Annotated in this window: 18 protein-coding genes; 5 read left to right on the forward strand and 13 right to left on the reverse strand. The window is 73.8% G+C overall.

Annotated features, from left to right (window positions below; all coding sequences use genetic code 11):
- Positions 1 to 9: 9 nt before the first annotated feature.
- Complete coding sequence (locus ACQP2P_RS17700) at positions 10 to 363, reverse strand: nuclear transport factor 2 family protein (protein WP_433617365.1); 354 nt, start codon at positions 361 to 363, stop codon at positions 10 to 12.
- Between the two features lie 28 nt (positions 364 to 391).
- On the opposite strand from ACQP2P_RS17700, the gene ACQP2P_RS17705 reads away from it, so the two are divergent.
- On the forward strand, positions 392 to 1009 hold the full coding sequence (locus ACQP2P_RS17705) for an L-threonylcarbamoyladenylate synthase (protein WP_433617367.1): 618 nt from the start codon (positions 392 to 394) through the stop codon (positions 1007 to 1009).
- A 163-nt stretch (positions 1010 to 1172) separates the two neighbouring features.
- Here ACQP2P_RS17705 and ACQP2P_RS17710 read toward each other — a convergent pair whose 3' ends face one another.
- From ACQP2P_RS17710 to ACQP2P_RS17730, 5 genes are all read right to left on the reverse strand, one after another.
- A complete protein-coding gene (locus ACQP2P_RS17710; RefSeq protein ID WP_433617368.1) occupies positions 1173 to 2069 on the reverse strand; it encodes a hypothetical protein in 897 nt (298 codons plus the stop codon).
- Positions 2070 to 2307: 238 nt separating this feature from the next.
- On the reverse strand, positions 2308 to 4722 hold the full coding sequence (locus tag ACQP2P_RS17715) for a glycoside hydrolase family 2 protein (protein ID WP_433617370.1): 2415 nt from the start codon (positions 4720 to 4722) through the stop codon (positions 2308 to 2310).
- A gap of 67 nt (positions 4723 to 4789) precedes the next feature.
- Positions 4790 to 5857 (reverse strand): LacI family DNA-binding transcriptional regulator, encoded by a 1068-nt coding sequence (locus ACQP2P_RS17720; protein ID WP_433617371.1) that lies wholly within the window; start codon positions 5855 to 5857, stop codon positions 4790 to 4792.
- Positions 5858 to 5975: 118 nt separating this feature from the next.
- Positions 5976 to 6521 carry a phosphoribosyltransferase family protein gene (locus ACQP2P_RS17725; protein WP_433617373.1) on the reverse strand — a complete coding sequence of 182 codons (546 nt, stop codon included), beginning with the start codon at positions 6519 to 6521 and terminating at the stop codon, positions 5976 to 5978.
- Entirely contained in the window at positions 6521 to 7348 is an 828-nt protein-coding gene (locus ACQP2P_RS17730; RefSeq protein WP_433617375.1) for an ATP-grasp domain-containing protein, read from the reverse strand. Before ACQP2P_RS17730 ends, ACQP2P_RS17725 begins: the two co-directional genes overlap by 1 nt.
- A 172-nt stretch (positions 7349 to 7520) precedes the next feature.
- Here ACQP2P_RS17730 and ACQP2P_RS17735 point away from each other — a divergent pair, with 172 nt between their 5' ends.
- Complete coding sequence (locus ACQP2P_RS17735; protein WP_433617377.1) at positions 7521 to 9254, forward strand: VanW family protein; 1734 nt, start codon at positions 7521 to 7523, stop codon at positions 9252 to 9254.
- Between the two features lie 122 nt (positions 9255 to 9376).
- On the opposite strand, the gene ACQP2P_RS17740 is transcribed toward ACQP2P_RS17735, so the two are convergent.
- From ACQP2P_RS17740 to ACQP2P_RS17750, 3 genes are all read right to left on the reverse strand, one after another.
- Positions 9377 to 10231, reverse strand: coding sequence for an FG-GAP repeat domain-containing protein (locus ACQP2P_RS17740; protein WP_433617378.1), 855 nt, complete (start codon positions 10229 to 10231; stop codon positions 9377 to 9379).
- Between the two features lie 177 nt (positions 10232 to 10408).
- Entirely contained in the window at positions 10409 to 11287 is an 879-nt protein-coding gene (locus tag ACQP2P_RS17745; protein ID WP_433617380.1) for an FG-GAP repeat domain-containing protein, read from the reverse strand.
- Between the two features lie 128 nt (positions 11288 to 11415).
- Positions 11416 to 13839, reverse strand: coding sequence for a GcvT family protein (locus tag ACQP2P_RS17750; RefSeq protein ID WP_433617382.1), 2424 nt, complete (start codon positions 13837 to 13839; stop codon positions 11416 to 11418).
- Between the two features lie 317 nt (positions 13840 to 14156).
- Here ACQP2P_RS17750 and ACQP2P_RS17755 point away from each other — a divergent pair, with 317 nt between their 5' ends.
- Entirely contained in the window at positions 14157 to 14450 is a 294-nt protein-coding gene (locus tag ACQP2P_RS17755) for a DUF4193 domain-containing protein (protein WP_433619178.1), read from the forward strand.
- Between the two features lie 46 nt (positions 14451 to 14496).
- Here the strand turns inward: ACQP2P_RS17755 and ACQP2P_RS17760 are convergent, their stop codons facing one another.
- From ACQP2P_RS17760 to ACQP2P_RS17775, 4 genes are all read right to left on the reverse strand, one after another.
- A complete protein-coding gene (locus tag ACQP2P_RS17760; RefSeq protein WP_433617383.1) occupies positions 14497 to 15399 on the reverse strand; it encodes a ribonuclease Z in 903 nt (300 codons plus the stop codon).
- A gap of 118 nt (positions 15400 to 15517) precedes the next feature.
- Positions 15518 to 16150, reverse strand: a complete 633-nt coding sequence (locus tag ACQP2P_RS17765; protein WP_433617385.1) for an HNH endonuclease family protein — start codon at positions 16148 to 16150, stop codon at positions 15518 to 15520.
- Positions 16151 to 16292: 142 nt separating this feature from the next.
- On the reverse strand, positions 16293 to 17519 hold the full coding sequence (gene serA / locus ACQP2P_RS17770) for a phosphoglycerate dehydrogenase (RefSeq protein ID WP_433617387.1): 1227 nt from the start codon (positions 17517 to 17519) through the stop codon (positions 16293 to 16295).
- Positions 17520 to 17539: 20 nt separating this feature from the next.
- Positions 17540 to 17764, reverse strand: a complete 225-nt coding sequence (locus ACQP2P_RS17775) for a hypothetical protein (RefSeq protein ID WP_433617389.1) — start codon at positions 17762 to 17764, stop codon at positions 17540 to 17542.
- A gap of 20 nt (positions 17765 to 17784) precedes the next feature.
- Here ACQP2P_RS17775 and ACQP2P_RS17780 point away from each other — a divergent pair, with 20 nt between their 5' ends.
- Together ACQP2P_RS17780 and ACQP2P_RS17785 are read left to right on the forward strand one after the other, a co-directional pair.
- A complete protein-coding gene (locus tag ACQP2P_RS17780) occupies positions 17785 to 18429 on the forward strand; it encodes a hypothetical protein (protein WP_433617390.1) in 645 nt (214 codons plus the stop codon).
- A 136-nt stretch (positions 18430 to 18565) separates the two neighbouring features.
- A complete protein-coding gene (locus ACQP2P_RS17785) occupies positions 18566 to 19336 on the forward strand; it encodes a hypothetical protein (RefSeq protein WP_433617392.1) in 771 nt (256 codons plus the stop codon).
- Positions 19337 to 19342: the final 6 nt, after the last annotated feature.

The following is a 19342-nucleotide window of genomic DNA, read 5'->3' on the forward strand; positions in this document are numbered from 1 at the left end:
GCCCGGCCGTTACGACTGCTCCATCCACCACTCGGTGAACTCACGGCACTGGCCCACGGTGTCGAGGCGGAGCAGCCACAGGTTGCTGTACGTCTTCGCCCCGTACCCCGTGACCCCCTGCACGATGCTCAGCTCCGGCGAGACCGTCACCGGGAACCAGGTGAAGTCCCACTCGCCGCGCGCGTCGCGGTGCTCCAGCCAGGCGGCCACGATCGCGTCCCGGCCCCGCCACGGCTGCGCGTACGGCGCCGGGTAGTACGCCGCGTTCTCGGCGAACAGCGCCCCGATCTCGGCGGGCTCGTTGCTGCCCCACGCCCGCAGGTACCCCTCGACCCAGCCGGTCACGGCCTCCAGATCTGTCATGCGGTATTCCTACACGTACGCTGAAGCCGTGGCGAGGTACTTCGACGTGCATCCGGACAACCCCCAGCCGCGGCTGCTCCAGCAGATCGTGGGGCTGCTGCGCGACGACGGGCTGATCGCCTACCCGACCGACTCCTGCTACGCGCTGGGCTGCCAGCTCGGCTCTCGCCCCGGCCTCACCCGCATCCGGGACATCCGCCGGCTCGACGACCGGCACCACTTCACGCTCATGTGCCGCGACTTCGCCCAGCTCGGCCAGTTCGTGCAGGTCTCCAACTCGATGTTCCGGCTGGTCAAGGCGGTCACCCCGGGCAGCTACACGTTCATCCTGCCGGCCAGCCCCGAGGTGCCGCGGCGGCTGCTGCACCCGAAGAAGCGCACCGTCGGCGTGCGCATCCCGCAGCACACGGTCACCCAGGCGCTGCTGGCCGAGCTCGGCGAGCCGCTGCTGTCCAGCACCCTGCTGCTGCCCGGCGAGGACGAGCCGATGACGCAGGGCTGGGAGATCAAGGAGGCCCTCGACCACCAGCTCGACGCGGTCGTCGACGGCGAGTGCGGCACCGAGCCGACCACGGTCGTGGACCTCTCCGGGGACGAGCCGGAGATCCTGCGCGTCGGGGCCGGTGACCCCTCCCGCTTCGAGTAGGAAATCCGGCGGTTGCCAAGCCCCGGAATCCCGCCCGGGAGGTCGGGGGCACCCTGGGTGAGGCGCCGGAGCTGACCGACGCCGACGCCGACGCCGACGCCGACGACGGCGCGCCGCGGGACCGGTTGCCGCATCTGCGCGGCCCGGGCTCCGACGACCTCCGCTACGCGAGCGCGACGGGGGACGGCACCGGGGCCGGGGGTGGGGGAGTCGTGGGGATCGCCCGCGCCGCGACCGGGGCGGTCGTCGGCGGGGCGTGGACCGGGCACGTCGCCGCGTCCGACGACGTGAGCGGGCCGAGGTCGGCGAGCTTCTCGGCCTTCGTGCCGGTGATGCGGAACAGGGCGCCGGTCATGGGGGCGCGGCCCGTCCCCGCCCCGGCGCCGGGGCCGGCGTCGCGGTTGAACACGGCGGCGATCGAGCCGTCGGCGAGGACCGCGACGCCGCCGTACGCGGAGCTGGGCGGCAGGCCCGGCACCCGCTCGGTGTCCACGGCGGAGACGCCGGTGGCCGCGTCCCAGCGCAGCCGCACCACGCGGGCCACGCCGTCGGTCGCCACGACGGCGACCAGCTCGCCGGTGCGCGGGTCGGTGGCCCAGTCGCCGGCGTACGGCAGCGGCGGCAGCGCGTGCGACGCGAGCGCCGCCGGGGCCCCGGGGCCGAGGCGCAGCGGGCGGAGGCGGTCGCCGGTGCTCACCAGGAGCCGGCCCTGGGCGTCGATCGCGGCGCCGTACGCCGTCGCGAGGCCGGCGCGGCCCGGGGCGGGGCCGAGGTCGGTGACGGCCCCGGCGGTGCTGAACCGGACCAGGTGCGGGGCCTGGGGGAGGCGCTTGCCGTCCAGCTCCGTCGCGAGGCCCGTGAGCGTCCCGTCGCTCGTGCAGGCGATGGCGTTGAGGGCGTACCGCAGCGGCGTCCTGGTCTGTCGTCCGTCGGGGCCGACCGAGTGCAGGGTCGCGCCCTTCGCGCCCGGTGCCTGGTCGACCCAGACCAGCCCGGGCGGCAGCGTCGCGACCGGCAACGGCGCCGGCACCAGCGCCAGAGCAGCCGCGAAGCGGATCATCGAGCCCCCCGTGGTCGATTTGCGGCTTTTGCGCGCTGCCACTGTATCGGACGAAGTGGCCCGAAGCGGGCCGGCCGCGCCGTCGTCACGCCGGCGTCCGGCCGGGCGGGTCAGGGGTTGACGAGGTCGTTCGCGGTGCGCAGGACCGGGGGCGCCGACCAGACGGACGCGTCGGGCAGTGCCGCGGCGCGTCCCCCGGGCGCCGCGCCGCCGTCACGCCGGCGTCCGGCCGGGTGGGTCAGGGGTTGACGAGGTCGTTCGCGGTGCGCAGGACCGGGGGCGCCGACCAGACGGACGCGTCGGGCAGTGCCGCCGCGGCGATGCCGCGGACCCGCAGGACCGTGGACTCGCCCGGCAGCAGGGTCACCAGCGCGCCGTCGACCGTCGCGGCCGGGTCCACGCGATCCGGGAACACGGTCAGGTCGCGCACCAGGCTCCGGGCGGTGATGTGCAGGTCGACGCCGTCCGGGGCCGGGACCGGGCGCACGTCCACCGCCGCCCGCGGGTAGGACAGGTCCACGTCCTCGGCGAAGCACCACAGGGCGCGCGCGCCGTCGGCGTCGGCGACCAGCAGCTCCGCGGCCGGGGACTCCGGCGTGGTCACCTCGGGGGGCAGCGCCACCGTCGTCGCGCCGCCGCCCGGCACCACCACGGGCACCGAGAGCGTCGCGTGCCCGGTGCCGTCGAAGGCGAGCCGGCGCACCGACACCGTGGTGTGCCAGGCGTTCGGGCCGTCGTTCACCGCGACGATCGCCACGCCGCCGTCGCGCGGCTGGAGGGTGAGGAAGCGCTCGGAGTACACCCGGCGCAGGGCGAACCAGAGGGGCTTGCGCCGGCCGTCGCCGTCGATCGCCGACCAGGACGTGACCGGCCAGTTGTCGTTGAGCTGCCACATGACGGTGCCGGTGCACAGGGGCTTCAGCGAGCGGAAGTGCTCGATGCCGAACGCGATCGCGCGGGCCTGGTTGAGCTGCGTCGCCCAGTGCCAGTCGTCGAACGTCTCCGGCGCCGGGAAGTGGCCGTCCAGGCCGCGGGCGAGCTTCTCGTTGCCGCCCGTCGCCTTCTGGTGGTGCGCGACGCCAGGGGAGTGCGGGGTCAGCGGGTCGTCCGAGACCGCGCGGCGCAGGGTTGCGAACGTCGGCGGGGCCTGGAAGCCGAACTCGGCCACGAACCGGGGGCGGTAGGTCGCGTAGTGGCGGTAGTCGTGCGTGTTCCACACGTCCCAGATGTGCGTGGTGCCGTGGGCGGGGTCGTTCGGGTGGCGCTGCGGGTCGCCGGAGTAGGGGCTGCCCGGCCAGTACGGCCGGGTGGGGTCGAGCTCGCGCACGATCTGCGGCAGCACGCGCAGGTAGTAGCCCTCGCCCCAGGTGCGCCCCTCGAGCTCGTCCGGCCAGTCCCAGTCGTGGTAGCCCCAGATGTTCTCGTTGTTGCCGACCCACATGACGAGGCTCGGGTGCGGCATCAGGCGGACGACCTGCTCGCGCGCCTCGGCCGCGACCTGCGAGCCGAGCGGCTCCTCCTCGGGGTAGGCCGCGCAGGCGAAGGGGAAGTCCTGCCCGACGAGCACGCCGAGGGAGTCGGCGAGGTCATAGAAGTCCTCGCTCTCGTACCGCCCCCCGCCCCACACCCGCAGGTAGTTCACGCCCGCCTCGACGGCCTGGCCGATGCGCTCGGCGTAGCGGGCGCGGTCGACCCGGGTCACGAACGCGTCGTCGGGGATCCAGTTGACGCCGCGCACGAACACCGGCTCGCCGTTGACGCGCAGCACGAACCGGGAGCCGTCGGCGTCGGCCGCGGTGTCGAGCTCGACGGTGCGCAAGCCGATCCGCCGCGTCCAGGTGTCGAGGACGTCGTCCGCGCGCAGGGTCACGGTCAGCTCGTAGCGGTGCGGTTCGCCGAGGCCGCGCGGCCACCACAGCTGTGCGTCGGGCACGTCGAGGACCACGGAGGCGGTGGACCCGTCCACGGTGACGGTGGACTCGACGCCGGCGCAGGTGGCCGTCAGCGTCAGCGGCCGGTCGTCGAGCCGCTCCAGGTCCACGAGGACCTCGACGCGCCCGGGCGTGACCACCGGGCGCACCCGGGCCAGCCGCGCGGTCGACCACGCGTGCAGCCCGATCGGCTGCCAGATCCCCGCCGTGACGACCGTCGGGCCCCAGTCCCAGCCGAAGTTGCACGCCATCTTGCGGATGTACTGAAACGGTTCGGGGTAGGCGTTCGGCCGCGTCCCGAGGGTGTCGCGGACGTGCTCCGCGTAGGCGTAGGCCGAGTCGAACCGCACGTCGAGGGTGTTGCCGGACGGCCGGACGAGCCCGGTGACGTCGAAGCGGTAGCCCCGGTGCTGGTTCGCGGTGCGCCCGACCTCGACGCCGTTGAGCGTGACGGTCGCGACCGTGTCGAGGCCGTCGGCGACGAGGTCCAGGCGGTCGGCCGCCTCCGGCGCGTCGAAGTCCAGCGAGTAGACCCAGGGCGTGCGGCCGATCCAGTGCAGCCGCTCCTCGTTGTCGTCCAGGAGCGGGTCGGGGATCGCGCCCGCGGCGAGCAGGTCGGTGTGCACGCATCCGGGCACGGTCGCGGGGAACGTCTCCCCGACCGGTGCCTCGGCGGCGGCGCGGACCGTCCAGCCGGTGTGGAGCGGACGCAGGAGGGCCATGTTCAAGCTCCCGACTGAACCGGATAAGTTGTTGTTCCCGAACCCTAGGTCGGCGTTCTCAGCAGTGTCAACTGAAGCGCTTAGCGTGGCCGGGCGGCCGCGTGGACTCCCGGGCGGTCAGGGTGCCCGGGGGCAGGGTCAGCCGCGTCGGCCCGCCGCCGCCGATGGCCGTCAGCAGGGCGCGCGCCGTCAGCTCGGCCTGCAGTGCGGGCACCTGCACCACCGCGGTGATCTCGGGGACGGTGATCTGGCACAGGTCGGAGTCGTCCCAGGCGACCACGGAGAAGTCCCCGGGCACCGAGAGCCCCATCTCGTGCGCGACCTTGAGCGAGGCGGCGGCCATGACGTCGTTGTCGAAGACGAGCGCGGTCGGCGGCTCGGCGAGGCTCAGCAGCTCGCGGGTCGCCCGCATGCCGTCGGCGGCGGCGTAGTTGGTGTAGACGCAGCGGTACTCGATGTCCCCGGCCGCCGCCACCGCGGCCGTGTAGGCCGCGTCGCGCTGGACGGTGTGCAGCAGCTCGCGGGGGCCGGCGACGCGGGAGATCGTGCGGTGCCGCAGCGCCCGCAGGTAGTGCACGATGCCCTCGGCGGTGCCGGTGGTGTCGGCGTCGACGCAGCTGAGGCCGGTCAGGTCGAGCCCGTCGACGGTCACGTCACCGCCCCCGATGACCGCCGCCGGCAGCCCGATCTCGCGCAGCGCGGCGGGGCGCGGGTCGGCGTGGCGCAGGTCGGTCATGATGACGCCGTCGACGTGGCGGCCCGCGTACCACCGGCGGTACACGTCGACCGTCCCGGCGAAGTCGTCGACCAGATGCAGCACGAGGGCCACGTCGTTGCGGTTGAGCTCCGCCTCGACGCCGCTGAGCATCTGGGTCAGGAACGAGTCGACGACCATGACCCGCGGCGGGCGGACCAGCACCATGCCCACGGCGTTGGCCTTGGCCGTGCCCAGCGAGCGGGCGGCGATGTTCGGCGCCCAGCCGAGCTCGCGGGCCGCGGCCAGCACCCGGGCCCGGGTCTGCTCGGAGACGCCGGGCCGGCCGTTGAGCGCGTAGGAGACGGCCGCCTCCGACACGCCGGCGTGCTCCGCGACCTGCCGGATCGTGACCCGTCCCTGCTCACCGGATGCTGTCATCGATCGGCACCATACACGCCGCGGGGCCCGTCACCCGGTCGCTCCGGCGGCTCTCACCGTCCGGCGTTGCTGTCCTGCGCGCCATGGTCGCGCAGGCGCCCAGGCGGTGGCCGTGGGGCTAGTAGAGCTCGTCCGCGCTCAGCAGGGAGCGCACGCCCAGGCGTGCGCGGATCTCGGCGCGCTCCGCCAGGTCGTCGACCACGCAGGCCATCCCCAGCCAGGTCGCGCCGATCTCGTCGACCATCGAGCGGATGGCCAGGGCCTGCCCCCCGCTCTCGACCCAGTCGTCCACGCACAGGACGCGGTCGGGCGGGCGGACCAGGGCGCGGCGGAAGCTCAGCACGGCGCCGCCCTCGTGGTAGTCGCCGGGCAGGCGGCGGTGTGTGTAGAACTCGGAGTGCAGCGCCACGCGATCGTTCTTGCGCACCTCCACCAGGCCGACGCCGAGGTGGGCGGCGACGAGCGCGCCGAGCAGCGTGCCGCGCGACGCGGGGCCGAGGACCACGGTGGGCTCCCCGGGCACGAGGGCCGCCACGGCCGGCGGCAGCTGCCGCAGCACCGCCGGGTCGCGCCACCACTCCGTGATGTCCGCGAAGGCCACGTCGGGGCCGCCGCGCCAGTGGAACCCGACGCGCAGCCGGGTCACGAGGTCGGGACCGCGCACTACGCTCCCAGGGCCGGGGCGGGCTGCCAGCGCCAGCGCGGGTCGCAGTCGGGATCGTTGGCCGCGAGCACGGCGCGCAGGACGCCGTCGGGGTCGCAGCTGTAGAGCCCCGAGCTCCACACGTTGTTCACCTCGAGCACCGCGAACTCGCCGGACTCGGTGCGCCCGACGTCGATCACCGCGGTCGGCGGCACGTCCGGCGCGGGCAGGTCGGCGAGCATGAGCGCGACGAACGCGGCCGCCTCGTCGTGCCAGGAGGCGCGGTGCATGCGCAGCGACGGGCTCCACTCCTCGCCCTCGACGAGGTACGGCGACCACGCCACCGGCTGCCGCCCGATGGTGAACACGCGGTACTCCGAGGCGAGGTCGAGCCAGTGGTCCATGATGATCAGCGTGCTGTCGGCCGGGAGCCGGGCCGTGCGCAGCCGGTTGCGCAAATCGTCGGCGTTGCGGACCCAGGCCGCGGAGAACGCCGGGTGCTTCTCGTCGGCGAGCTTGGCCACGGCCGGGCGCGGCCCCACGAAGTCCGGCGCCTCGCCGACGCTGATGAGCCGGATGTCGCGCCCGGTCACGTCCTTGGGCAGCGCCGCGAACCACGCCGGGGACGCCCCGGACAGGCACACGTCGGCACCGCCCGCGATGAGCGTCGTGAGGTAGCCGCCGGCCGCCCGCCACGCCACCCCGTCGGCGGAGTGCAGCCCGTGGACCCCGGCCGGGTCACCCGGCAGCTGCACCACCGGCAGCCCGATGCGCTCGGCGGCATGCGTCAGCGCGGCGCTCGCCCCAGGTGAGCGCACCCGCATTGCCAGGGTCCGGAACTGCCGCACCCCCACATCCTGCCAGCGAGCCTCGTCAGTGTCGTTGGCGGAGGCCACAGACGGCACAGCCGGGCCGGCCTTCGGCACGGACATGCTCACGGAGGGCCGCCGGTATGACACTTTCGGGGACATCAAGGTTGACTTTTAGTAAGAACGGTACAAATCGGGCACGGTTGTCGGTATGGCTACCGAGCTCCGGGCGCGGCCCGTGGTCCCGCCGCTGGCCCGCCGCCGGCGCACCGTGCGCCGCCGCCGGCTGGTGATCGCCGTCACGCTGCTCGTCGTCGTGCCCGGCCTGGCGGCGCTGCGGACGTACGCCCACGACGTCGACCGGGGCGTCCGCGTGCTCGGCGTCGACCTCGGCGGCCGCTCCCGCGCCGAGGCCCGCCAGGCGCTGGAGGCCGGGGTCGCCGCCCGCCTGCGCCTGCCGGTCGCGGTCAAGGTCGGCACCGAGCCGGCGGTGGTGGACCCGGCGGCGGTCGGCCTGACCCTCGACGTGCCCGCGACCGTCGACCGCGCGGTGGAAGCCACGCCCGTGCCCTTCGGCGGGGTGGACGTCGAGCCGGTCGTGCACGTCGACGCCGGCCGCCTGTTCGCCGCGCTCATGGACCACCTCGGCCCGCAGGGCGACGCGCCGGTCATGCCCGCCGTGCGCTTCGACGGTCTGCGCCCGATTCCGGTGTACCCCGAGCAGGGGCGAGGCCTCGACCGCCTCGGCGCCGCCCGGCTGGCCGAGTCCGGCTGGCTGCGCCGCCCGGTGCTGGAGTTCCCGGTGGTGGACCTGGTGCCGCACGACACCCGCGCCGACGTGGACCGGCTCGTGCGCGAGCTCGCCACCCCGGCCGTCGCCGCGCCGCTGGTGCTGGCCACGCCGCGGGGGGAGGTGACGGTACCGGCGGGCGGCATCGCGTCCGCCCTGCGCCTCGAGTCCGGCCCGGACGGCGCGATCGTGCCCGCGCTCGACGCCGCCGCGCTGCGCAAGTCGGCCGCGGCGGCCTTCGCGCGCGTCGAGATCCCCGCGACCGACGCCCGCTTCGAGGTCTCCGGCGGCCGCCCGGTCATCCGCGCGGAGTCGGACGGCAGCCAGGTCGATCTCGCCGCGCCCCGCCTGCTGGACGCGCTGCGCTCGACGGCCACGCCGCGACGGGTGGAGGTGCCGATGGTGCCCTCGCATGCCGGTACGACCGCCGCGTGGCTTGCCACCCTGGGCGTCTCCGCGCCGGTGGGAACGTTCACGACGCACTTCGAGCCGGGCCGGCCGCGCGTGGTGAACATCCGCACGATGGCCGAGGCGCTGCGCGGGACGCTCATCAAGCCGGGGGAGACGTTCAGCCTGAACCAGCGGGTCGGCGAGCGCACGCACGCCAAGGGCTACGTGGACGCCCCCGGCATCGAGGACGGCAAAATCAAGAACAGCCCGGGCGGCGGCGTCTCGCAGGTCGCGACGACCCTCTTCAACGCCGCGTACCTGGCCGGCCTCGAGGACGTCGAGCACCACCCGCACAGCTACTACTTCGACCGGTACCCGGCCGTGATCGAGGCGACCGTGGTCTTCCCGTCGCTGGACCTGCGGGTGCGCAACGACGGCCCGAGCGGCATCCTCATCGACACCGCGACGAGCGACGACTCGGTCACGGTGACGCTGTACGGGACCAAGCGCTACGACATCACCACCGTCTACGGTCCCCGCACGAAGCCGGTGGCGCCCAAGACCGTGTACCTGCAGGAGGCCGACTGCAACCCGACCTCGGGCGAGCCGGGCTTCACGCAGGAGGCGTTCCGGGTCTTCAGCCGCGACGGCAAGGAGCTGCGCCGGGAGCGCTTCACGTGGCGCTACGACGCCGAGCCGCACTTCATCTGCGGCGCGGCACCGGCGCCGTCCTCGTCCCCGAACGCCCCGAACGCCCCGGCCTGACCCGCCTGACCCGCCTGACCCGCCTGACCCGCCCGCCCGGCGCGGTGGCCGCATGCGTGGTGCGGCTTCGCGCCGGGCGGCGGGTGCGTGGCGAGGTGCCGGCCCCGCCGGTCGGGCCGCGGCTACCAGCCGGTGCCGATCTGCACCGGGCTCTGGCCGCTCACCGTGCGCATGGACTCGCCCGGGAACAGCCACAGGTCGTTGTTCGTCTTGCGCGCCACGACGTCCGGATTGCCGTCCTTGTCCCAGTCGGCCAGGCCCGCGAAGTCGTAGCCGTTCCACCCGGTGCCGATCTGCACCGGCGGCTCGGCCGAGACGCCGCGCACGGACTGGCCGGGGAAGAGGCTGAGGTCGCCGGTCGTGCCGCGCACGAGGATGTCCTGGTTGCCGTCGTGGTCCCAGTCGATGATCCCGGCGAAGTCGTAGCCGTTCCAGCCGGTGCCGATCTCGACCGGGGCCGCCGAGCTCACGCCGCGGGTCGCCTGGCCCGGGAACATCCACAGGGTGCCGTCCAGGTCGCGGGCGACGACGTCCTGGGCGCCGTCCTTGTCCCAGTCGGCGATGCCCGCGAAGGTGTACCCGGCCCAGCCCGTCCCGATCGTCACCGGCGGCTCGCCCGACACGCCGCGGGTCGAGGTCCCCGGGAAGAGCACCAGGTCGCCGGCGACGTTGCGGGCGACGATGTCCTCGTGGCCGTCGTTGTCCCAATCCGCCAGGCCGGCGAAGGTGAGGCCGTTCCAGCCCGTCCCGATCGTCACCGGCGGCACGCTCGTCACGCCGCGCGCCGACGAGCCCGGGAACAGCCAGAGGTCGCCGCCCGGGTCGCGCGCGACGATGTCCTCGTTGCCGTCGCCGTCCCAGTCCGTCACGCCCGCGAACGTGTACGCGCCCGAGGCCGAAGCCGGGCCGCCGATGGCCGTCGCGAGGGCCAGTCCCATCGCGACCGCCGCCACCGGCCCGAGTCTGCTGTTCCGCATGCCGTCCAGCTCCCCCGTGTCACCGCGGGCGCCGATGCCCGCGTTGCGTGCGGGTCACCTCGCGCGACCCGCGATACCGCGCGGATCGCGTGGTGCGAGCCGCGGTGGACGGGCGCCGGACGCCCGTCCACCTCAACAGCATGTGTCCACAACCGGGGGCTATGCGCCGAATTGCTCCTACCAGCCGTTGCCGATTCGCACGGGCGGGACCAGGGAGTAGCCGCGCTTCGACTCGCCGGGGTAGAGCCACAGGTCCCTCGTGCTGTCGTTGCGCACCACGATGTCCTGGTGGCCGTCCTGGTCCCAGTCGCCGACGCCGGCGAAGGTGTAGCCGGTCCAGCCGTTGCCGACCTTGACCGGCGGGGTGCTGGAGTAGCCGCGCCGGGACTGGCCCGGGTAGAGCCACAGGTCGCCGGTCGCGTCGTTGCGCGCCAGGATGTCCTGGTGGCCGTCCTTGTCCCAGTCGGCGAGGCCCGCGACCGTGAAGCCGTTCCAGCCGTTGCCGATCTGCACCCGCGGGATGCCGGAGTAGCCGCGCCGGGACTGGCCCGGGTAGAGCCACAGGTCGCCGGCGGCCTCGTCGCGCGCCACGATGTCCTGGCTGCCGTCGTGGTCCCAGTCCGCCAGGCCGGCGATGCGCAAGCCCTGCCAGCCGTTGCCGATCTGCACGCGCGGGGCGGCCGAGTAGCCGCGCCGGGACTGCCCGGGATAGAGCCACAGGTCGCCGGTCGCGTTCTGCGTCGCCACGATGTCCTGGTGGCCGTCGTGGTCCCAGTCGGTGATGCCGGCGAAGGTGAAGCCGTTCCAGCCGTTGCCGATCTTGACCCGTGGGACGGTGCTGTAGCCGCGCGTCGAGCGGCCGGGGTAGAGCCACAGGTCGCCGGTCGCGTTCTCGCGCACCACGATGTCCTGGTGGCCGTCGTGGTCCCAGTCCGCCACCCCGGCGACGGTGAACGCGCCGTCGGGCGAGGCCGCGGCCGGAGCCGCGAGCCCGGACGTCGTCGCGACGCCGAGCCCGATGATGGCCGCCGCGACGCCCAGCTGCTTGATCCGCATGTCCTGACCTCCCGTGTCCGCGGCCGCCCCGTGCGCGGCCGACCTCACCGAGAGTAGGGAGACATTAACTGAAAGCAACGAAATCGTCACCTTCCTGTCACGGGGCGCAAACCCGCGCGGAGGACGGGTCAGGCCCGCACGCGTTCGCCCGACGGGTCGTACAGCGGCCGCAGCGACGCCCGCGCCGGATATGTCGCGCCCGCGATCTCGACGGTCAGCGGGGCCGCGTCCAGCCACGCCTGGTCGAGCGCCTCCGCTCCCGCGTCGAGCATCGCCAGCCCCACCGCGCCGCCGAGGGTGTGCCCGTAGGAGGCCGCGCGCACGTAGCCCACGTCCCGCCCGTCGCGGCGGACCACCTCCGCGTGGTGCAGCAGCGCCTTCGGGTCGGTCACGAGCACCTGGACGAGGCGGCGGGTCAGCGGCCCGCGCGCCCTGCGGGCCAGGACGGCGTCGCGGCCGATGAAGTGCTCCTTGTCCAGCGCCACGGCGAAGCCCAGCCCGGCCTCCAGCACGTCGTCGGTGTTGTCGATGTCGTGGCCGTAGTCGCGGTAGCCCTTCTCGAGGCGCAGGCTCGCGAGCGCCTTGAGCCCCGCGTGGCGCAGCCCGTGCCCGGCCCCGGCCGCCACCAGGCGGTCGTGGACGTGCACCGCCTGCTCGGCGGGGACGTAGAGCTCGTAGCCCAGCTCCCCGACGTACGTGATCCGCAGGCACAGCACCCGCGCGAAGCCGATCTCGAGCTCGGCCGCCCCGCGGAAGGGCAGGGTGACGTCGGCGCCGCAGGCCTCGGCCAGGATCTCCCGGGAGCGGGGGCCCTGCACGTTGAGCTGGGCCCAGCCGGAGGTGACGTCGGCGGCGAAGGCGAGCCGGCCGTCGAGGTGGCGGCGCAGGCGGGCGAACGCGTGGCGGTGGGCGGTGTCGGAGGCGACCACCCAGAACCGCTCCTCGTCGAGCTGGGTGACGGTCAGGTCGGCCTCGATGGTCCCGCCCTCGTTGAGCCACTGGGTGTAGGTGACCCGCCCGGGGTTGGCGACCCGGCCGGCCGACAGCTCCTCCAGCGCGGCGGCGGCGTCGCGGCCCTCGACGAGGAACTTGGCCATGAAGGACATGTCCATGAGGACCGCGTCCTCGCGGGCCGCCCGGTGCTCGGCCGCCCACTGGGCGAACCACTCCGGCCGGCCCCACGTGGGCTCCGGCGATCCCTCGAACCCGTAGACGTCGGGCATCTCCCAGCCGGAGACGTCCCGGCGGTAGGGGCGCAGCGCGGAGAGACGGTCGTGCAGGGGGGAGCGGCGGGCGTCGCGGCCGGAGGTGAACGCCTTGTGCGGGAAGTGCGTCGCGTAGACCTGGCCCAGCGCCTCGACGGTGCGGGCGGCGCGGTACTCCCGGTTGCGCTGGTAGGGCCGCAGGCGGTCGATGTGCATCCCGGTCACGTCGACGTCGGGGCGGCCCTCGGCGATCCAGGTGGCCAGGGCCCGGCCGATGCCGCCGCCGGTGAGGATGCCGATCGAGTTGAGCCCGGCCGCGACGAAGTAGTTGCGCAGCTCCGGGGACTCGCCGAAGACCGGCGCCAGGTCGGGCGTGAAGCTCTCCGGGCCGCAGAAGAAGGTCCGCACCCCGGCGGTGGCGGTCACGGGGATGCGGCTCATCGCCCGCTCGAGGTAGGGCGCCATGCGGTCCCAGTCGGGCGGGAGCGTGCCGAACGAGAACCCGTCGGGCACCCGCTCGACGCTCCACGGGGCGGCGGCGCCCTCGAACAGGCCGACCATGAGGCCGCCGGTCTCCTCCCGGAAGTACCCGTATGATCCCGGGTCCTCCAGCACGGGCAGGTCGGCCGAGACGCCGTCGATGGGCTCGGTGATGAGGTAGTAGTGCTCGGCCGCCTGCAGCGGCACGCTCACGCCGGCCTCCTCGCCGAGCTGGCGGGCCCACATGCCGGCGCAGTTGACCACGACCTCGGCCTCGACGTCGCCGAAGGGGGTGCGCACGCCCGTGACCGTGTCCCGGCGGCGCAGGGTGCCGGTGACCGGCACCCCTTCCAGGATGCGCACGCCCATCTGCCGGGCGCCCTTGGCCAGGGACATCGTGACGTCGACCGGGTTGGCGCGGCCGTCCTCGGCGACGTAGAACCCGGCCAGGACGTCGTCGGTGCGCGCGAGCGGGAACAGCCCGCGGACCTCGGCGGGGGAGATCTCGTGGACGTCCACGCCCAGGTGCCGGTTGAACGCGGCGACGCGGCGGTACTCCTCCAGCCGCCCCTCGTCCGCGGCGAGCTCGATGAACCCGCACTGCCGCAGGCCCGTCGACAGCCCGGTCTCGGCCTCCAGGCTCGCGTACAGGTCGCGGGTGTACTGCCGCATCCGCGTCGAGGTCTCCGACAGCGAGCCGAAGGTGACGATGAGCCCGGCCGCGTGCCAGGTGGTGCCGGCGGTGAGCCGGTCGCGCTCCAGCAGCAGCACGTCGGTGATGCCGGCCTTGGCCAGGTGGTAGGCGACCGACGTGCCGATCACACCGCCGCCGACGACGACCACACGCGCGCGCTGGGGAAGGTTCATGGGCGAAACTGTAGTGGCCGCCACCGCGGCGTTCCTCCGTTCGGCCGGCCCGCCGCCGCGACCTGCGGCTTTCTGCCCTGTTCGACGACATGCGGACCGAGAATCGCAAAAGTGCCCACACGGGCGACCCGGCGAGGTAGCCTCGTTGGCGCTGCCGCTGTTGATATGTCCACAGTGGACCGATTCGGCGCCGGGTCGGCATGAGCCGGCGTGATTCGGGACACTCCGCGATTCATTCATGTCGGTCGGGAACACATCCGGGGCCGGCGGCGTTCGTTACACAACCAAGTCACCAAGAGAGGGTGAACGCCATGGCCATCAGCACCGACTACGACGCGCCGCGCAACCCGGTCGGCGCGGACCTCGCCGAGGACAGCCTCGAGGAGCTCACCGCGCGCCGCAGCAGCGGCCAGTCGGCGTCCGTCGACGTGGACGAGAACGAGGCCGGCTTCGAGCTGCCCGGCGCCGACCTGACCGACGAGGAGCTCACGGTCCCGGTCGTGCCGATGCGGGGCGACGAGTTCCGCTGCTCGAGCTGCTTCCTCGTGCACCACCGCAGCCAGCTGTCCCGCGAGAAGAACGGCGCGCCGATCTGCACCGAGTGTGACTGACGGACCGGACTGTGCCGGACTGTGACTGACCGGCCGGACCGGAGACCTAGCCGCGGATCCTGACCCGGATCAGGTCCTCGGCCACGACAACCTCGCCGTCGAACACCGCTTCCGCCTCCCGCCGGAAGCGCGACGGGTCGTCGTAGCGCTGCGAGAAGTGGGTGAGCACGAGCGTGCCCACCCCGGCATCCGCGGCCACCCGCGCCGCCTGGGCGGCGGTCAGGTGCCCGTGCGCGACGGCCAGTCCCTCGTCCTCGGCGAGGTAGGTCGACTCGATCACGAGCACGTCGGCGCCCTCGGCCAGCGCCCGCACGCCCGCGCACAGGCGTGTGTCCATCACGAACGCGAAGCGCTGCCCGCGCCGGGGCTCGCTCACGTCCTGCAGGCTCACCCCGCGCAGCCGCCCGTCCCGCTGGAGCACGGCGACGTCCGGGCCGGCGATGCCGTGCTCGCGCAGGCGCTCGGGGAGCATCCGCCGCCCGTCGCGCTCGGCCAGCCGGAAGCCGTAGGCGTCGATGCCGTGGTCGAGCCGGTGCGCCTCCAGCCGCCACGTCGCCGTCTCGGCCAGCGTGAGCAGACCGTCGCCGTCGATCGGGTGCTTGGTGAGGGCGACGGTGTCGTAGTACGGGGTGGCGTGGCGGAGGCGGTCGAAGTACACCTCGCCGGAGGCGGGGAAGTAGGCCTGCACGTCATGGGGCGAGTTGTCCAGGGACATGCGCTGGACGACCCCGGGCAGGCCGAGGCAGTGGTCGCCGTGGAAGTGCGTGAGGCAGACCCGGGTGATGTCGCTCGCGGCGACGCCGGCGTGGGCCATCTGGCGCTGGGTGCCGTCCCCGGGATCGAAGAGGAAGCCCTCGCCGTCCCAGCGCAGGAAGTACCCGTTGTGGTTGCGCAGCCGCGTCGGGACCTGGCTGGCGGTGCCGAGCACGACGAGTTCACGGGGCGACATCCCGGCGACTGTACCGGCGCGGCCGGTCGATCCGCGGGGGGCCGGCCGATCCGCGGGCGGCCGGTCGATCCGCGGGCGGGCGGCGGGGTGCGCCGCCCACCGGCGTCCGGGCCCGGGCTCAGCAGGCGTTGAGCATCGTCTGCAGGGCCGTCTTCTCCGAGGACTGCAGCTTCAGCCCGTAGGTGTACTTCACGGTGATCCACATCCGGGCGTACGTGCAGCGGTAGGAGGTCAACGGCGGCTGCCACGTCGACGGGTCCTGGTCGCCCTTGGACTGGTTCACGTTGTCGGTCACGGCGATGAGCTGCGGGTGCGTGAGGTCGTTGGCGAACGCCTGGCGGCGGGCCGTCGTCCACGAGCTCGCGCCGGAGCGCCAGGCCTCGGCCAGGGGCACCACGTGGTCGATGTCGACGTCGCCGGAGGCGGTCCAGGTGGCGCCGTCGTACGGGCTGTACCAGCGGCCCGACGTCGCGGCGCAGGTGCTGCTGGTGACGACCGACGTGCCGTCGCGCTTGAGCACGGTCTCCCGCGTGTCGCACGAGCCGCTGATGGTGATCCAGTGCGGGAACTTGTCGCGGCTGTAGCCGCTCATCGAGCCCTCGGTGGCCACGGTCAGCGCGTTGAGCTGCGTCTGGGCCGTGGCCTTGGACGGGATTGCGGGCGGGGTGGCCCCGGCCGGCCCGGCGAGGCCGACGGCGATCCCGGCCCCGGCGACGACGACCACGGCGGCCGCGCGAACAACCCTGAGCATGCGTGCTCCCTTCGCAGGTGATGGGAGCACGCTGTCGCCCGGTGGTGAACGAAGCCCGTCCCGGGTGTGACTTTAGATCGAAATGACTCGATGAAAAGCCGCATCCGGGACGGGCGCGGGTCGGAAGCGGGTCGGGACAGGGTCAGGACAGGACGCGCAGCTGGACCGTCGTGGCCATCTCCGCCAGCTGCGAGAGGATCTCCTGCGGGTACTGCGCCGCGACGTCGGTCAGCAGGTAGCCGTATTCGCCGCGGGTGGCCAGGATCTGCCCCTCGACGTTGACCTTGTGGCCGGCGAAGATGCTGTTCACGTCGGCGAGCACGCCCGGCACGTTGTGGTGCAGCAGCGCGATGCGGTGCGTGTCCGGCAGCGACGGCAGGTTGAGCGACGGCAGGTTGACGCTCAGCGTGGTCGAGCCCTCGGCGACGTACTTGTGCAGCTTCTCGGCCACGAACGAGCCGATGTCCGACTGCGCCTCCTCGGTCGAGCCGCCGATGTGCGGCGTGAGGATGACGTTGGGCAGGCCGCGCAGCGCCGAGACGAACTCGTCGCCCTTGGCCTTGGGCTCCTTCGGGAACACGTCGACCGCGGCGCCCGCGAGGTGGCCGTTGTCGAGGTGGCGGCGCAGCGCGTCGTGGTCGATGACGAAGCCGCGGCTCAGGTTCAGGAAGATGCTGCGCGGGCGCATCTTGGCGAACTGCTCCTCGCCGAAGAAGCCGCTGTTGCCGGGCCGGCCGTCGACGTGCAGGGTGACGATGTCGGCGACCTCGAGCAGCTCGTCGAGGGAGTTGCAGCGCACGGCGTTGCCCAGCGCCAGGCGCTCGGAGGTGTCGTAGAAGTACACCCGCAGGCCGAGGTTCTCGGCGAGGACCGACAGCTGCGTGCCGATGTTGCCGTAGCCGACGATGCCGATGGAGCGCCCGCGGATCTCGTGGGAGCCCTCGGCGTCCTTGTTCCACACGCCGTTGTGCATGTCGGCGTTCTTCTCGGTGAGCCGCCGCGTCAGCGCGATGATCTCGGCGATCGCCAGCTCCACCACGCTGCGGGTGTTGGAGAAGGGCGCGTTGAAGACCGCGATGCCGGACTCGGCGGCGACGCGCAGGTCGATCTGGTCGGTGCCGATGCAGAAGGCACCGATGGCGCGCAGCTGCTGGGCGGAGGCCAGGACGTTGGCGGTGACCTGGGTCTTGGAGCGGATGCCGAGCAGGTGAACCCCGTCGAGCTTGGCGATCAGCTCGTCCTCGTCGAGCGCCCGCCCGACGGTCTCGACCTCGTAGCCCTCGGAGCGCATCCGCTCGACCGCGATCGGGTGGATGTTTTCGAGGAACAGGACCCGCACGGGGCCGGTCTGGGATGTCAGTGGCAGCACACCACCCACATTAGGTGACCTCAGGGAGCACTGGTACGTGAGCCGCGACTCGTCCCACCCTTTGCGGAGGTGCCGTCAGGCTTGCCGCCCAGGGACGCGGTGGCGTGCCGGTTGCGCAGCTTCTCTCGGATCTCCTCCGGGGTGTACGCCCGCCGCTGGCGCTCGGCCCGGGCCACCAGCACACCCGTCGCCGCCACGCCGACGACACCGGCGAGCCCGACGACCTTCCACCACTTCATCCGCATGAGGCCCTAGGGTAGTCCCGGTGAAGGTCGATCTCGATGAGGCCGTACGGATGACACGCACGGGCGACCTCTGGGTGTTCCGCGGCCGCACCCCCGCCGACCGCGCCATCCAGACGCTGACCAACAGCCCGGTCAACCACGTGGGCATGGCGGTCGTGCTCGACGACATGCCGCCGCTCATGTGGCACGCGGAGCTGGGCCGGTCGCTGCCCGACATGTGGACCGGCGCCCGCCAGCGCGGCGTCCAGCTGCACGATCTGCGCGACGCCGTCCTGGTCTGGGGCCGCCGCTACGGCCAGCGCGCCTGGCTGCGGCAGCTGTTCCCGGAGGCCGGGCCGGCGATGGAGGACGCGGTGCTCAAGACCGTCGCCCGCCTCGACGGCACCCCGTTCCCGTCCACCGCGCGGCTGGCCGGGCGCTGGTTCAAGGGCCGGCTGCCCCAGCTGCGCCACGCGTGGCGCAGCGGCGGGCCGGCCGGCGGCGCGCTCGAGACCGCGTACTGCGCCGAGGTCGTCGCCGTGACCTACGAGGACATGGGCCTGCTCGCGCGCGGGCGGCGGGCCAACTGGTACGACCCCGGCAAGTTCTGGAGCGGCGACGACCTGGAGCTGGAGCACGGCGCCACGCTGGGCGAGGAGATCGCCGTGGAGCTGCCGGCGGCCTGAATCGCGGCATTCGCGGGGGTCCGGGGCTTCCGCGCCGGTGCGGGCACCTGCCCGGAAGCCCCGGGGCGGATCGGAGCAGCAGATCTGCCCGTTCGGCGTGCTGAGTCCGCGCACCGGGCGAGGTAGCTTTTCTCGCGTGACCGAGCAGCCACACCAGCCCCTCGACCACGCGAAACCACCGGCCGCCGCCATCGGCCCCGGCCCGGAGCTCGGCTCGGCCGCGACCCAGCCGCTGCCGTCCCCGGCCGAGCTCGCCGCCGCGGCCGCCCGGGCCGCGCGGGCCGCCGAGGTCGCCGCGGCCCAGGCCGCCGCCCGCGAGGCGGAGGCCGCCGCGGCGCGCCCCACCCAGCCGCTGCCCTCGGCGGCCGAGGTCGCCGCCGCGGTCCGGGCCCGTGACGGCGAGGCCGGCGACGCCACCCAGCCGCTGCCGCCGCCCCCGCCGCGGCCGCACCCCGAGCACCGCCCGCCGACGGCGATGATCGCCACGCTCGCCGCCGGGGTGCTCGTCGTCGGGGCCGTGCTCGTCGTGCTGATCGGGCGCATCGACCGGGGGCACGCCCCCGCGGCCGACTCGGCGCCGCAGACGTTCACCTCGCCGCAGGCCCTCGTCGACTACCTGGACCGGCGGGGGCTGCCCTGCTCCGGCTACGAGGCCGTCGGCGTCGCGGCCGACGTGCCCGCCAAGGCCGTCGGGCGGGGCCGCTGCACGGCCGCCGGGGGCCCGGTCGACGTCGGCGTCTACGCCGGGCGCGGCGACGTCGAGGCCGAGTGGTCCGCCGAGGCCGGCCGGGCCGGCCGCGGGCCGCTGTTCATGGCCCTGGGGGAGAACTGGACGGTCGACGGCCCCGCGGACTGGACCAAGCGGGTCGCCGACGTGATGAGCGCGCAGTTCCGCTCCCAGACGTAGGATTCT

Origin of the sequence: Dactylosporangium sp. CA-139114 (genome assembly GCF_050955725.1) — a bacterium.
Lineage (GTDB): Bacteria > Actinomycetota > Actinomycetes > Mycobacteriales > Micromonosporaceae > Dactylosporangium.